Annotated in this window: 12 protein-coding genes; 1 reads left to right on the forward strand and 11 read right to left on the reverse strand. The window is 59.5% G+C overall.

The genetic code is table 11. The features are described from left to right. Positions 1–2 precede the first annotated feature (2 nt). Genes mraY through mraZ form a run of 7 tightly spaced genes read right to left on the reverse strand, consistent with a single transcriptional unit; the run spans position 3 to position 7,436 of the window. The gene (gene mraY / locus ACJ8MK_RS11895; protein WP_004932782.1) at positions 3–1,085 is read right to left on the reverse strand and encodes a phospho-N-acetylmuramoyl-pentapeptide-transferase; all 1,083 of its coding nucleotides are present in this window, start codon (positions 1,083–1,085) and stop codon (positions 3–5) included. Continuing rightward, on the reverse strand, positions 1,079–2,440 hold the full coding sequence (gene murF / locus ACJ8MK_RS11900; protein WP_033652913.1) for a UDP-N-acetylmuramoyl-tripeptide--D-alanyl-D-alanine ligase: 1,362 nt from the start codon (positions 2,438–2,440) through the stop codon (positions 1,079–1,081). Before murF ends, mraY begins: the two co-directional genes overlap by 7 nt. Then, entirely contained in the window at positions 2,437–3,924 is a 1,488-nt protein-coding gene (gene murE, locus ACJ8MK_RS11905; protein WP_442517765.1) for a UDP-N-acetylmuramoyl-L-alanyl-D-glutamate--2,6-diaminopimelate ligase, read from the reverse strand. The genes murF and murE overlap by 4 nt, the downstream gene beginning before the upstream one ends. Next, entirely contained in the window at positions 3,911–5,674 is a 1,764-nt protein-coding gene (locus ACJ8MK_RS11910; protein ID WP_004932790.1) for a peptidoglycan glycosyltransferase FtsI, read from the reverse strand. Before ACJ8MK_RS11910 ends, murE begins: the two co-directional genes overlap by 14 nt. A gap of 42 nt (positions 5,675–5,716) precedes the next feature. Further along, complete coding sequence (gene ftsL / locus ACJ8MK_RS11915) at positions 5,717–6,037, reverse strand: cell division protein FtsL (protein WP_012005204.1); 321 nt, start codon at positions 6,035–6,037, stop codon at positions 5,717–5,719. Next, a complete protein-coding gene (gene rsmH / locus ACJ8MK_RS11920) occupies positions 6,034–6,975 on the reverse strand; it encodes a 16S rRNA (cytosine(1402)-N(4))-methyltransferase RsmH (protein WP_033637099.1) in 942 nt (313 codons plus the stop codon). The genes ftsL and rsmH overlap by 4 nt, the downstream gene beginning before the upstream one ends. Positions 6,976–6,977: 2 nt before the next feature. Beyond that, the gene (gene mraZ / locus ACJ8MK_RS11925) at positions 6,978–7,436 is read right to left on the reverse strand and encodes a division/cell wall cluster transcriptional repressor MraZ (protein ID WP_025159638.1); all 459 of its coding nucleotides are present in this window, start codon (positions 7,434–7,436) and stop codon (positions 6,978–6,980) included. An 862-nt stretch (positions 7,437–8,298) separates the two neighbouring features. Between mraZ and ACJ8MK_RS11930 the strand changes: the two genes are divergently transcribed. Beyond that, positions 8,299–8,739, forward strand: a complete 441-nt coding sequence (locus ACJ8MK_RS11930; RefSeq protein ID WP_033637098.1) for an L-alanine exporter AlaE — start codon at positions 8,299–8,301, stop codon at positions 8,737–8,739. Between the two features lie 37 nt (positions 8,740–8,776). Here the strand turns inward: ACJ8MK_RS11930 and cra are convergent, their stop codons facing one another. The 4 genes from cra to ACJ8MK_RS11950 form a co-directional block, all read right to left on the reverse strand. Next, positions 8,777–9,781 carry a catabolite repressor/activator gene (gene cra / locus ACJ8MK_RS11935; protein WP_004932801.1) on the reverse strand — a complete coding sequence of 335 codons (1,005 nt, stop codon included), beginning with the start codon at positions 9,779–9,781 and terminating at the stop codon, positions 8,777–8,779. Positions 9,782–9,999: 218 nt separating this feature from the next. After that, on the reverse strand, positions 10,000–10,491 hold the full coding sequence (gene ilvN, locus ACJ8MK_RS11940) for an acetolactate synthase small subunit (protein WP_004932806.1): 492 nt from the start codon (positions 10,489–10,491) through the stop codon (positions 10,000–10,002). A gap of 2 nt (positions 10,492–10,493) precedes the next feature. Continuing rightward, on the reverse strand, positions 10,494–12,212 hold the full coding sequence (gene ilvI / locus ACJ8MK_RS11945; RefSeq protein WP_060422467.1) for an acetolactate synthase 3 large subunit: 1,719 nt from the start codon (positions 12,210–12,212) through the stop codon (positions 10,494–10,496). 316 nt (positions 12,213–12,528) lie between these two features. Beyond that, positions 12,529–14,337, reverse strand: a complete 1,809-nt coding sequence (locus tag ACJ8MK_RS11950; protein ID WP_033652908.1) for an AMP-dependent synthetase/ligase — start codon at positions 14,335–14,337, stop codon at positions 12,529–12,531. Positions 14,338–14,652 lie beyond the last annotated feature (315 nt).

Consider the following 14,652-nt stretch of genomic DNA (forward strand, 5'->3'; position numbering starts at 1 on the left):
GATTAACGCACCTTCAGCGTTGCCAGGCCAATCAGCACCAGCATCAGCGAAATGATCCAGAAGCGCACGATAACGCGCGGCTCCGGCCAGCCTTTCAATTCATAGTGGTGGTGAATCGGCGCCATGCGGAAAATGCGTTGCCCGCGCAGCTTGAACGATCCCACCTGCAGGATCACCGACAGCGTCTCCACCACGAACACGCCGCCCATGATCACCAGCAAGAACTCCTGACGCAGCAGCACCGCGATGGTGCCCAGCGCGCCGCCCAGCGCCAACGAACCGACGTCGCCCATAAACACCTGGGCCGGGTAAGTGTTGAACCACAGGAACCCGAGGCCGGCGCCGACGATGGCGGTACACACGATCACCAGCTCACCGGCATGACGCAGATACGGAATATGCAGGTAGTTGGCGAAGTTCATGTTACCGGTCGCCCAGGCCACCAGCGCGAAGCCGGCCGCCACGAATACCGTCGGCATGATCGCCAGGCCGTCCAGGCCATCGGTCAGGTTGACCGCGTTGCTGGTGCCGACGATGACGAAATAGGCCAGCAGGATATACAGCAGGCCCAGCTGCGGCATCACGTCCTTAAAGAACGGCACAACCAGCTCGGTGGCTGGCGTGTCTTTTCCTACGGCGTACATGGCGAATGCGACAATCAGCGCAATCACCGACTGCCAGAAATACTTCCAGCGGGCGATCAGCCCTTTGGTGTCCTTACGCACCACCTTGCGGTAGTCGTCGACGAAACCGACGATGCCGTACCCCACCAGCACGAACAGCACGCACCAGACATACGGGTTGGACGGGTAAGCCCACATCAGCACCGAAATGGTGATGGAGGTCAGGATCATGATGCCGCCCATGGTCGGCGTGCCGCGCTTGCTGAAGTGCGACTCGGGGCCGTCGTTGCGCACCACCTGGCCGAAGGACATTTCTTGCAGACGCTTGATCACCCGCGGGCCCATCCACAGCGACAGGAACAGCGCGGTCAGCAGGCTGACAATGGCTCGGAACGTCAGATAAGAAAAGACGTTGAAGCCTGAGTAATACTTGACCAAATGCTCGGCCAGCCAAACTAACATGGTGCTTTCTCCTGTAACGCGCGTACTACCTGCTCCATTGCGGCACTACGTGAACCTTTGATTAACACGGTAATGACCGCATGTTCCGACAGTAATTCCGCCACGCGCGCGATCACTGCAGTCTTGTCCTGATAATGTTCGCCGTTGCCGGAGGCTTCGCTCAGCACGCGGCTCAAACCGCCGACGCTGATCACTTTGTCGACCCCGGCCAGACGGGCGGCTTCGCCCACCTGACGGTGACACTCTTCCGCTTCCGCACCCAGCTCGGCCATATCGCCGACCACCATCACGCGGTAGCCCGGCATCTCTGCCAGCACCTGCGCCGCCGCGGTCATCGACCCGACGTTGGCGTTATAGCTGTCGTCCAGCAGCAGCTTGCCTTCGGCCAGCGCCACCGGGAACAGACGCCCCGGCACCGCCTGCAGCTGTTTCAGCCCCTGACGCACCGCTTCGAGGGTGGCGCCCACCGACATCGCCAGCGCCGTCGCCGCCAGCGCATTGGCCACGTTGTGGCGCCCCGGCAGCGGCAGCGCGATCTCGGCGGTGCCGAACGGGCTGTGCAGCGTGAACTGCGTGCCCGCGCCGTTTACCCGCACGTCGTCCGCGAAGAAGTCCACGCCTGCGGCGGCCTGCGGCGAGAAGCGCCAGACGGTTTTGCCGCCCAGCATGTTCTGCCAGTGCGGCCAGTCGTTGTTATCGGCGTTGATGATCGCCACGCCGTCGGCCGGCAGGCCGGTAAAGATTTCACCTTTCGCCTGGGCGACGCCGGCCAGCGAGCCAAAGCCTTCCAGGTGAGCCGCCGCCAGGTTGTTCACCAAAGCGGTCTGCGGCCGCGTCAATGCGGTGGTGTAAGCAATTTCGCCAATGTGGTTAGCGCCCAGCTCAATCACGGCAAAATCATGCTGCGGTTCCAGACGCAGCAACGTCAGCGGCACGCCGATGTCGTTATTGAAGTTGCCGGCGGTATACAGCACTTCGCCGCATTCGCGCAGAATGGCGGCGGTCATTTCTTTCACCGATGTCTTGCCCGAGGAGCCGGTCAGCGCCACCACGCGCGCCGGCACCTGCTGACGCACCCAGGCGCCAAGCTGCCCCAGCGCCAGACGGGTGTCTTGCACCACCAGCTGCGGCACGTCCACCAATAAGCGCTTACTGACCAGCAGCGCCCCGGCGCCTGCGGCTACGGCATCCGCCGCGAAGTCGTGAGCGTCGAAACGCTCGCCTTTCAGCGCCACAAACAGGCAACCGGCGGTCACCTTGCGGGTGTCTGTCGTCACCTCGACAATTTGGCAATCGGCGCCAATCAGCTCAGCGCTCAATACCTCAGCCAGTGTCTGAAGAGAGACAGGGATCATGCCAGCACCCCCAGCAGTCGGGCGACCGTCGTGCGGTCGGAGTAATCCAGGCGGCGGTTGCCTACCAATTGGTAATCTTCGTGGCCTTTGCCCGCCACCAACACCACATCCTGTTCCTGCGCCTGCATGATGGCGCTGGTTACCGCTTCGGCGCGGCCGTGGATCACCAGCGCCTGCCCGGCGTCCAGCAATCCGGTCAGGATGTCGTTGATAATCGCGCGCGGCTCTTCGGTACGCGGGTTGTCATCGGTGATCACCACGCGATCGGCGAACTGTTCGGCGATGCCGCCCATCAGCGGACGCTTGCCCTTGTCGCGATCGCCGCCGCAGCCGAACACGCACCACAGCTGCCCCTGGCAGTGCAGGCGCGCGGCTTCCAGCGCTTTCTCCAGCGCATCCGGCGTGTGGGCGTAATCCACCACTACCGTCGGTTTGCCCGGCGCGTTAAACACTTCCATGCGGCCGCAGACCGGCTGCAGACGGCTGCCGGTTTCCACCAGCGCCTCCAGCGGATAGCCCAGCGACAGCAGCGTCGCCAAGGCCAACAGCAGGTTGCTGACGTTGAACGCGCCCATCAGGCGGCTTTCGATCTCGCCGTCGCCCCAGCTGGAGCTGAAGCGAACGGTGGCGCCGTTGTCGTGATAGTCGACCGCCGTGGTTTTCAGCCAGCGGCCGTGGCCGCCCGGCTGCAGGTTGCCCTGCATCGTCACCGCCACCGCATCCGGCAGCTTGCTCAGCCAGCGCTGACCGACTTCATCGTCGGCGTTGATGATCGCCTGCCCCACGCTGTGGGCGGCGAACAGCGACCATTTGGCCACCTCGTAATTGGCCATATCACCGTGGTAATCCAGGTGATCGCGGCTCAGGTTGGTGAAGACCGCCGCGGCGAACGGCAGCGCCGCCACCCGGTGTTGCACCAGACCGTGCGAAGAAACTTCCATGGCGGCGAAGGTCGCGCCCTGTTCCGCCAGCTCGTTTAATACGTGTTGAACATCCACCGCAGAACCGGTGGTATTCTCGGTCGGGCACACCTGGCCCAGCAGGCCGTTGCCGACGGTGCCCATCACCGCGCTGGTTTCGCCCAGCCGTTGGCTCCACTGCGCCAGCAGCTGCGTAGTGGTGGTTTTGCCGTTGGTGCCGGTCACGCCGACCAGACGCAGACGCTCGCCCGGCTGGTGGTAAAAACGCCCCGCCAGCGCGGAAAGGCGCTGGTTCAGTTGGCTCAGGTAGATCACCGGCACGCCGTGCATTTCAACGATGGCGCCGTCTTCGGCCTGACCGTCAGCTTCGGCGATCACGGCGGCGACGCCCTGCGCGATGGCCTGCGGAATATAGCGGCGTCCATCCGTTTGATGGCCGACAACGGCGACAAACAGATCCCCGGCAGCCGCCACACGGCTGTCTAATGTCATTTCCCGCAGCGCGCGCCCGGGTGCCGTCGGCACCCACGGGGCGAGTAAGTCGCGCAAATTACGATCTGCCACCTGAACCCTCTTTCTTGTTAATCACTAATTCGCTTTTGTCACCGGTAGGCAACGCGTCAGGCTCGACGTTCATGGTGCGCAATACGCCGCCCATGATGGCGCCGAACACCGGCGCGGAGATTGCGCCACCATAGTATTTCCCACCCTGCGGGTCGTTGATGACGACCACCAGGGCAAAACGGGGGTTACTTGCCGGCGCGACGCCGGCGGTATAAGCGATGTATCGGTTGACGTATTTGCCGTCCGGGCCCACTTTTTTCGCGGTACCGGTTTTGATGGCGATACGGTATCCCTTGATGGCGGCTTTCACGCCGCCGCCGCCCGGCAGGGCCACGCTTTCCATCATGTGCACCACGGTGCGCACCAGAGGTTCAGGGAAAACGCGCTCGCCGGCGACCGGAGGGTCAACCTTGGTGATCGACAATGGGCGATATACGCCCAGGCTGCCGATCGTTGCATAGACTCGCGCCAACTGTAACGGAGTTACCATCAGCCCGTAGCCGAAAGAGAAGGTGGCCCTCTCTATGTCAGACCACCGTTGTTTTTTTGGGTATATGCCACTGCTTTCTCCGACCAGCCCCAAATTGGTCGCTTTTCCCAGCCCAAAACGAGAGTAAGTATCTACTAACGCTGAGGACGGCATCGCTAACGCCAGCTTTGAAACACCGACGTTACTCGACTTCTGCAAGATCCCGGTCAATGACAGCTCCGAGTACCGCGCCACGTCTTTGATCTCGTGGCCCTGAATGCGGTACGGGATGGTGTTCAGCACGCTGTTTTCTCTCACCACGCCGTTTTGCAGCGCGGTCATCACCACCATCGGCTTCACGGTTGAACCGGGTTCAAAAATATCGGTGATAGCACGGTTACGCATGGTCTCTTTCGGCGTACCGGCCATGTTGTTCGGGTTGTAAGACGGGCTGTTGGCCATCGCCAGCACTTCGCCGGTGTTCACGTCGATCAGCACCGCAGTGCCCGACTCGGCCTTGTTGAACGCCACCGCGTTGTTCAGCTCGCGATACACCAGCGCCTGCAGGCGTTCATCGACGCTCAGCACCAGGTTGTGCGCCGCCTGGCTGTCGACGGAGGAAATATCTTCGATCACCCGGCCGAAGCGGTCCTTACGCACCGTTCTCTCGCCCGGTTGCCCGGTCAGCCAGCGGTCGAAGCTCTTCTCGACGCCTTCGATGCCTTGCCCGTCGATATTGGTCACGCCGATAATGTGTGACGTCACCTGCCCCGCCGGATAGTAACGGCGCGACTCCTGCCGCAGGTAGATCCCCGGCAGCTTGAGTTTGTGGATGTAGTCGCCGATCGCCGGGTTCACCTGGCGCGCCAGATAAACGAAGCGCCCTTTCGGGTTGGCGTTGATGCGGTTTGAGAGTTGGTCCAGCGGGATGTTCAGCGCATCGGAAAGCGCTTTCCAACGGCTGTCCAGCGTGATGCCGCCGCGCTCGTTCAGCTCTTTCGGATCCGCCCACACCGCATTGACCGGCACGCTGACCGCCAACGGCCGGCCGGCGCGATCGCTGATCATGCCGCGCGCGGTCGGCACTTCCTGCACGCGCAGCGAACGCATGTCGCCTTCTTTCACCAGACGATCGGGGTTGATGACCTGCAGGTACGCGACGCGCAGCATCAGGCCGACCATCGCCAGCAAAATGCAGCCGCACAGCAACGCAAAACGCCAGCTGACAAAGCTGGCCTGATCTTCCTGGCGTCTCAACTTACCGGGGCGCGCTGCTTTCATGCGTTTCCTTTCTACTCCGTGTCATTATTCCGGTTAAACCATTCATTGTTTAACGATGATATTTTCCTGCGATGGATCAACGTGTTGCATCTGCAGTTTTTCTGTCGCGATACGTTCAACCCGGCTGTGATCGCCGAGGGCGTTCTCTTCTAAAATCAGGTTGCGCCACTCGATATCCAGCGCATCGCGCTCCAGCACCAGCTGTTCGCGCTCGGCGGTCAGCAGGCGGGTGCGGTGCGCGGTGGTCACCACGAAAACCGCGGAGACCAGTGACGCAATCAGTAAAATCAGGGGGATCTTGGCATTGCGCAGCAGATCGCCGCCAATCACCCCGACCAGGCCGTGACGTTCGTTGCCAATCACGCGGGCATCCTCTCAGCAATACGCAGCACCGAGCTGCGCGCACGCGGGTTGTCCGCCACTTCCGCTTCCGACGGCATCATTTTGCCCAGCGCTTTCAGCGTTCGCCCGCCCATGCTGCGCAGTTGCTCTTCGGTCAACGGAATGCCCGCCGGCACCTGAGCGCCGCGGCTGTGGTGACGCATAAAGCGTTTGACGATGCGGTCTTCCAGCGAGTGGAAGCTGATGATCGACAAACGGCCCCGTGGGGCCAGCACTTCCAGCGCGCCGTCGAGCGCACGCTCGATCTCTTCCAGCTCGCTGTTGATATAGATGCGGATCGCCTGGAAGCTGCGCGTCGCCGGATGCTTGTGCTTTTCACGGAACGGGCTGGCATCGGCAATCAGATCCGCCAACGCTTTGGTGCGCGTCATCGGCTCCACGCGGTTTCTTTCCACGATGGCGCGTGCGATGCGCTTGGCGAAACGCTCTTCGCCAAAGGTTTTCAGCACCCAGGCGATGTCGTCCGCTTCGGCCTTCATCAGCCACTCGGCGGCGGACAAACCGGTGGAGGGATCCATGCGCATGTCCAGCGGGCCATCGCGCATAAAGGAAAACCCGCGCTCTGCGTCGTCAAGCTGCGGCGAAGAAACGCCCAGATCGAGCAGAACGCCGTCGATCTTGCCCACCAATTCACGTTCCCGCACGTAGTGCGACAACTCGGAGAATGGGCCGTGTACGATGGTAAAACGAGGATCTTCAATAGATTTGGCGGCTGCAATCGCCTGAGGGTCACGGTCAATCGCCAGCAAGCGCCCTTCCGGCCCCAGCTGGGACAGAATCAGACGAGAATGGCCACCGCGACCAAAAGTACCGTCGATATATATGCCGTTGCTGCGGATATTGAGGCCGTTGACGGCTTCGTCCAGCAGGACGGTGGTGTGTTTATAGTTTTCCAACATGCTTATAGCGACAAGTCCTGTAGCCGCTCAGACAACGGTTCCTGAGTCGACTGTTCAGCGTCAATATCATCCTTGACTTGTTGATACCAGGTCTGTTCATCCCACAGTTCAAACTTGTTGAACTGACCGACCAGCATCACTTCTTTCGTGAGCCCGGCGTGTTGCCGCAGCGTATTGGCGAGCAGCAAACGACCGGCACTATCCATCTGACACTCACTGGCATGCCCCAGTAACAGGCGCTGAACGCGGCGCTCGGCGGGATTCATGCTCGACAGACGTGATAATTTTTGTTCAATAATTTCCCATTCGGGCAAAGGATAAAGCAGCAGGCAGGGCTGATGGAGGTCAATGGTACAGACCATTTGGCCTTGCGATTCCTCGTTGAGCAATTCCCGATATCGGGTAGGTACGGCGAGCCGCCCTTTGCTGTCGAGGTTGACCATCGTCGCTCCACGGAACATTCCTGAGCTACCCCTTAGTGACCGTTTTCACCACTTTACCCCACAAATTCCCACACAATGGAGTTTACGGAGGGTATGAAAACCTTGTCAAGCCAGAGCGCCAGCGCTTTGGCAATATTTCTCTGGTCATTTTGGGAGCTGACTCGCGAAAGAAACTCTGATTATTCGACGATTAAAAATTAACACCATGATAAACGGAGAGAATTTTCTAAGCGGAAAGAATCTGATTAAAAACCTTACGAACTGGCGATTAATTAACTCATTACTTCCTTCTGCAAGCCATGTCTCATTTTTCAGCTCGGCAATCTCAGTGCGGTAACCGCTGGCGAGCCGCGCCCGCCAAGGCTCGGCGCCTGGCGAATCGATCGCGGAATAAGGCCATAACTCCTTGAGTTAATAACGCTCAATCGTTATTCACCGTAAAACCGGTCGCTATTTTACTTCAATTTGCACTGCCGTGATGAGGCCGCGAAAAAAATAAATGGCTCGGATATTACGAGCAGAAGTAATTTCGATTTAAATCAATTTGGTAAGATTATTCCCAAAATACCTGTTTACAATTATGGTTTCATTTTCTTACACCTTTATTTCCACAATTTCTGCCGGAAAAAATCCTCACTTGAAGCAAAAAATCGCAACCACATGTTTTTAATGAGTTTATTTTAAAATGCCGATTTTAATCCCTCCGCCCTCACCTCTTCCCCGGTTCCGCGGGACAAAAACCGAACAAATGTTAAAAATAAAAATATAAACCTAGTTAAAAAACATAATGCAGATTAGTACACTATAAAAAACGCAAAAACCCAGACTTAACATCCAAGCATTAATAATTTAACAGCAGGTTAACCAAAGGGGATGACACATGCTTTCGCCCGCCGCTCACTGGCGTAGCGCCGCTGCCGATACGTTCGCACTGGTGGTGTACTGCTTTATCGCCGGCATGGCGATAGAAGTGTTGATCTCCGGCATGAGCTTTCAGCAATCCCTCTCTTCGCGCCTGCTGTCGATTCCGGTCAACATCCTGATCGCCTGGCCCTACGGCCGCTATCGCGATCTGTTTATTCGCACGGCGCGCCGCTGCCCGCGCGGCCAGTTCGTGCTGCGCAACCTCGCCGATCTGCTGGCCTACGTCAGTTTCCAGTCGCCGGTTTATGCCGCCATTCTGTGGAGCGTAGGCGCCGACGGCCCACAAATGCTGGCGGCGGTGACCAGTAATGCGCTGGTCTCCATGGCGATGGGCGTGGTGTATGGCTATTTCCTGGAATATTGCCGGCGGCTGTTCCGGGTGGCGGGCTATGTCTAAACCAGGAGCCCGCCAAAGCGAGCTCCCGTAGAGCGAACTATTTGCGGCTCAGGCTGCCGCGGCGGAACAGATTGCGGCGAATACGCGTCAAACCCGGCTTGGGTTTACGCGGTTCGTCCAGGCTGGCCAACACCAGCTCGAGCACGCGTTCGGCCACGTCGCGATGGCGCTGCGCCACCGCGAGCACCGGGCACTCGAGGAAATCCAACAGTTCATGGTCGCCGAAGGTGGCAATTGCCAGATCGGTCGGCAAACGGCCGCGTTGCTTCAGCGTCACGTCCATCACGCCCTGCAACAGCGAGAACGAAGTGGTGAACAGCGCCTGCGGCATCGGGTGCGTTTTCAGCCATTCGGCGAACAGCGCGCCGGCGGCTTCACGTTCATAGCTGTTGGCGTACAGGTAATCGACATGGCGGGGATCCTCTTGCCAGGCCTGACGGAAGCCCTGCTCGCGCAGGAAGCTCACCGAAAGCTCCGGCAAGGCGCCCAGATACAGCACCGATTCCGCCGGGAAGGTGCGCAGCTCCTGCGCCAGCGCAAAGGCGTCTTCCTGATCGGCCCCGACGACGCTGATGAAATGCTCGCGATCCAGCGCGCGGTCCAGCGCGATGATCGGCAGCGGATCGTTGGCCCAGCGTTGATAGAAAGGATGCTCCGGCGGCAAGGCGGTGGAGACGATGATGGCGTCCACCTGGCGCTGCAGCAGGTGCTCGATACAGCGCATTTCGTTGTCCGGCTGATCTTCGGAACAGGCGATCAGCAATTGGTAACCACGCTGGCGCGCCTGGCGTTCCAGGTAGTTGGCGATGCGGGTATAGCTGGTATTTTCCAGATCCGGGATCACCAGACCGATAGAACGGGTACGCCCGGCGCGCAGCCCCGCCGCGACGGCATTCGGGTGATAGTTATGCTCCCTGACCACGGCCATCACTTTCTCGACGGTTTTATCGCTGACACGATACTGCTTCGCCTTGCCGTTGATGACGTAACTGGCCGTCGTGCGCGAAACGCCCGCGAGACGCGCGATTTCATCCAGTTTCACATTAACCCCTTAATGACGCTGAAAATAGAAGTGAAGGCTGTGCTCGGATTAACCATGACATCCCGTGCGGTTATTCAATCCAGCCTCTGCGATCTAACAGCAGAAAACACTGCCTAGCAACCGCTTTTGCCGAAAGGTGCCAGCAATCGGGCAAAAAATACCGAAAAACAAAGGGCGCAGCCACGCCGCGCCCCTGATTATTCACCGCCAGACCGCACTCAGCGCATGATTTTGTCGCCACGCGACACGCCGACCACCCCGGAACGGGCCACTTCCACGATCTCCGCCACTTCACGCACCGCGCTCAGGAAAGCGTCGAGCTTGTCGCTGGTGCCGGCCAGCTGTACCGTGTACAGCGTCGCCGTCACATCCACGATCTGGCCACGGAAAATGTCGGCGCAGCGCTTCACCTCTTCACGGCCGTAGCCGCTGGCCTGCAGCTTCACCAGCATGATCTCGCGCTCAACGTGGGCGCCCTGCACCAGCTCGCTGACGCGCAGCACGTCCACCAGCTTGTGCAGCTGTTTCTCAATCTGCTCCAGCACTTTCTCGTCGCCGACGGTCTGGATAGTCATGCGCGACAGCGTCGGATCGTCGGTCGGCGCCACCGTCAGGCTCTCGATGTTATAACCGCGCTGGGAGAACAGCCCGACCACGCGCGACAAAGCGCCGGATTCGTTTTCCAGCAAGACAGATAAAATACGGCGCATGATCAGGTCCTCTCCGTTTTGCTAAGCCACATTTCGTCCATGCTTCCGCCGCGGATCTGCATCGGGTAAACATGTTCGGTTTCATCGACGGTCACGTCGACGAACACCAGCCGCTCTTTTTCCGCCAGCGCCTGCGCCAGCTTGCTTTCCAGCTCATCCGGCGTGCGGATGGCGATGCCGACATGACCGTAAGCCTCGGCCAGCTTGACGAAGTCCGGCAGCGAATCCATGTAGGACTGCGAGTGACGGCCGGAATAAATCATGTCCTGCCACTGCTTTACCATGCCCAGATAGCGGTTGTTGAGGTTCACCACCACCACCGGCAGGTTATATTGCAGCGCGGTGGACAGCTCCTGAATATTCATCTGAATGCTGCCGTCGCCGGTCACGCACACCACGGTTTCCTCCGGCAGCGCCAGCTTGACGCCCAGTGCCGCCGGCAGGCCGAAGCCCATGGTGCCGAGGCCGCCGGAGTTGATCCAGCGGCGCGGTTTATCGAACGGATAATAGAGTGCGGCGAACATCTGGTGCTGGCCGACGTCCGAGGTGACATACGCATCGCCTTTGGTCAGGCGGTGCAAGGTTTCGATCACCGCCTGAGGTTTGATGGTGCCGCTGTGCTTGTCGTAACCCAGGCAGTCGCGGGCACGCCACTGCTCGATAGACTGCCACCAGTCGCGCAGCGCGTCGTGATCCTGCGCTTTCTCGTCCTGTGCCAACAGCTCCAGCATCTGCACCAGCACCTGTTTGGCATCGCCGACGATCGGAATATCGGCGTCCACCGTTTTGGAGATCGAGGTCGGATCGATATCGATGTGCAGCACGGTGGCGTCCGGGCAGTATTTGGCCAGATTGTTGGTGGTGCGATCGTCGAAACGCACGCCGACGGCGAAGATCACGTCGGCGTGATGCATGGTTTTGTTGGCTTCATAGGTGCCGTGCATGCCGAGCATGCCGACGCTCTGCCGGTGGGTGCCGGGGAAAGCGCCCAATCCCATCAGGCTGCTGGTCACCGGCAGATTCAGCTGCTCCGCCAAGGCCAACAGTTCGGCTTCGCAACTGGCGTTAATCGCGCCGCCGCCGACGTACATCACCGGCTTTTTGGCCGCCAGAATGGTTTGCAGCGCGCGTTTTATCTGCCCGCGGTGCCCCTGCACCGTCGGGTTGTAAGAACGCATGCTCACGTCCTGCGGGTAGGCATAAGGCATCCGCACCGCCGGGCCGACGATATCTTTCGGCAGATCGATCACCACCGGGCCGGGCCGGCCGCTGGAAGCCAGGAAGAACGCCTTCTTCAACACCGCCGGGATGTCTTCGGTGCGTTTTACCAGGAAGCTGTGCTTCACCACCGGGCGCGAAATCCCCACCATATCGCACTCCTGGAAGGCGTCGTAGCCGATCAGCGAGCTGGGCACCTGCCCCGACAGCACCACCATCGGGATCGAGTCCATATAGGCGGTGGCGATACCGGTAATGGCGTTGGTGGCGCCGGGGCCAGAGGTCACCAGCACCACGCCCACTTCACCGGTGGCGCGCGCGTAGCCGTCGGCCATGTGCACCGCCCCCTGCTCGTGGCGCACCAGAATATGATCGATCCCTCCAACCGTATGCAGGGCGTCGTAGATATCGAGCACCGCCCCGCCGGGGTAGCCGAATACATGCTTAACGCCCTGATCGATCAACGATCGGACGACCATCTCGGCTCCTGACAACATCTCCATGGGTTTGCCTCCAGGCTTGCTTATTCTTCTCTGGCGCCGGAACGTGGCGCCTGCTGCGGGGCAATGCCCCAAAGTTTTTATGGGTTGTCGCTATCGAATTAACATAACGTCAGAATTTGGGGCAGGCAAACGACAAAATGGCTTAGCGGAGGCATGGTTATTGCCAAGCGGCTGGATATCACGGCTTTATAAAAACAATGCGCTAGCCGCAGGGTTGTCAGGCTAGGCATTGTTTCGAACAGAGGGAAAATTACAGAACTAAATCAGGTGAAGGATATGCCGCTTTTTTCGCCGGGCACATGGCCCGGCGGCGGCGTCAGGCCTGTTCCTGGTACATTGAATCGATTTCGCGCTGATAGCGCTGCAGGATCACTTTGCGGCGCAGCTTCAGCGTTGGCGTGAGCTCTCCCAACTCCATGGAAAAGGCTGCCGGCAGCAGGGTGAACTTCTTCACCTGTTCGAAGCGCGCCAGCTCCTTTTGCATCTCGCGCAGGCGCTTTTCGAACATCTCGAGGATTTCGCCGTTGCGCAGCAGTTCCAGGCGATCCTGGTATTTCAGGTTGACTGACTTCGCATACTCTTCCAGCGACTCAAAGCACGGCACGATCAGCGCAGAAACGAATTTACGCGCATCGGCGATGATCGCCACCTGCTCGATAAAGCGATCCTGCGCCAGCGTGCCTTCCAGCATCTGCGGCGCGATGTATTTGCCGCCGGAGGTTTTCATCAAATCCTTCAGCCGTTCGGTGATGAACAGGTTGCCCTCTTCATCGATCGCACCGGCGTCGCCGGTTTTCAGCCAGCCGTCCTCGGTAAAGGTCGCGGCGGTTTCCAACGGTTTGTTGAAATAGCCGCGCATCACGATCGGCCCGCGCACCTGGATTTCATTTTCCTCGCCAATGCGCACCTCGACCTCCGGCAGCGGTTTGCCGATAGAGCCGAAGCGGAAATGCCCCTCTTCCCAGCAGGAGACGGTGGCGCAGGTTTCGGTCATGCCGTAACCGTACTTGATGTTGACGCCCATCGCCTGGAAAAACAGGATCACATTGTCGTCCAGCTTGGCGCCCGCCGCCGGCAAAAAGCGCACCCGGCCGCCGAGGATACCGCGCAGCTTGCTCAACACCAGCTTGTCGGCCCAGCGGTGGGTGAAGTCGAACACTTTGCCCAACGGTTTGCCGGCCCGCTCCTGCAGGAACTTGCGCTCGCCGCAGACGATCGCCCAGTGGAACAACGCACGGCGCAGCCAAGGGGCGCGCGCCACTTTTTCATGCACCGCGCTGAAAATCTTCTCGTAGAAACGCGGCACCGCACACATCAGCGTCGGGCGGACCTGCCCCATCGCTTCCCGCACCCAATCGGTATTCGGCAGGAAGACGTTCTGCGCGCCGGAATGCATCACAAAGAAGCTCCAGGCCCGCTCGAACACGTGCGACAGCGGCAGGAAGCTGAGCGACACATCCTCTTCGCCGACCGTCAGCCTTTCATCATGCAGGTAGAGCTGCGCCGCCAGGTTGCGGTAGTCCAGCATCACCCCTTTCGGCTCGCCGGTAGTACCCGAGGTATAAATCAGGGTGAAGAGATCCTGCAGGTCGCACTCTTCAATACGCTGCCGACGTTGAGCGGCAAAAGCCGCCGGATCGGCAGCGCGCTCGAAGGCGCTCAGATGCTGTGCGATCTCGCAGCCGCGCAGATCGGCCCCCTCGTCGAAGACGATAATGTGCCGCAGCTGTGGGCAGACGCCGCGCAGCGCGATGGCGGCGTCAAGCTGCGCCTGCTCACCGACGAACAGTATGCGGATGTCAGCGTCGTTGGTGACAAACGCCGCCTGCGCCGGCGTATTGGTGGAATAGAGCGGTACGCTGACGCCACGCAGGTGCAGGATCGCGAGATCGGTCAACGACCAGGCCATCGTGTTATTGGCGAAAATACCGATGCGTTCTTGCACTTCGACGCCCAGCCCCAGCAGCCCGGCGGCGATGCGATCAATGCGGGCGGCGGCCGCTCCCCAGGTCAGTTGCAACTCGCCGTTGGGCGACCATTGGCGAAAAGCTGTGCGATCGGCTCGGTGGGTGATTTGATGCTGTATACGATGGATCAGATGGTATTGCAGCAGATTAGTGATCATAGTGTTCTAAGCCTGAAATGAATCATACAGTTAAGCCTGAACGACGCCTTGCGGCCCTCATCTCAGCTTACAGGTGTTTACTTTTTTCCGCGCAGTCTACCTACTCTCAGGCAGGGGGAAAAGCGATTTCAGCGTAGAAGTGTGAGCCAAAACTCAAGCCGGCTTTCGTGCTTTCATCAGTTGGACAGAACGGGAAGGAAAAGGTTTGCCGGCGGCAATAAAACGCGGCCCATCCGGGCCGCTGCATCGAGTTAGTTTAAAATACTAGCCGGAAAGTAAAAATCAGAATATTAATTTATATTAATTATTTTTGCT

Origin of the sequence: Serratia sp. CY38905, assembly GCF_052168875.1 — a bacterium.
Lineage (GTDB): Bacteria > Pseudomonadota > Gammaproteobacteria > Enterobacterales > Enterobacteriaceae > Serratia > Serratia sarumanii.

Bases quoted from the DNA above. Each gene is read 5' to 3' on its own strand.
- mraY (WP_004932782.1), bottom strand. From the start codon at position 1,085: ATGTTAGTTTGGCTGGCCGAGCATTTGGTCAAGTATTACTCAGGCTTC.
- murF (WP_033652913.1), bottom strand. From the start codon at position 2,440: ATGATCCCTGTCTCTCTTCAGACACTGGCTGAGGTATTGAGCGCTGAG.
- ACJ8MK_RS11910 (WP_004932790.1), bottom strand. From the start codon at position 5,674: ATGAAAGCAGCGCGCCCCGGTAAGTTGAGACGCCAGGAAGATCAGGCC.
- rsmH (WP_033637099.1), bottom strand. From the start codon at position 6,975: ATGTTGGAAAACTATAAACACACCACCGTCCTGCTGGACGAAGCCGTC.
- mraZ (WP_025159638.1), bottom strand. From the start codon at position 7,436: ATGTTCCGTGGAGCGACGATGGTCAACCTCGACAGCAAAGGGCGGCTC.
- ACJ8MK_RS11930 (WP_033637098.1), top strand. From the start codon at position 8,299: ATGCTTTCGCCCGCCGCTCACTGGCGTAGCGCCGCTGCCGATACGTTC.
- ilvN (WP_004932806.1), bottom strand. From the start codon at position 10,491: ATGCGCCGTATTTTATCTGTCTTGCTGGAAAACGAATCCGGCGCTTTG.
- ilvI (WP_060422467.1), bottom strand. From the start codon at position 12,212: ATGGAGATGTTGTCAGGAGCCGAGATGGTCGTCCGATCGTTGATCGAT.
- ACJ8MK_RS11950 (WP_033652908.1), bottom strand. From the start codon at position 14,337: ATGATCACTAATCTGCTGCAATACCATCTGATCCATCGTATACAGCAT.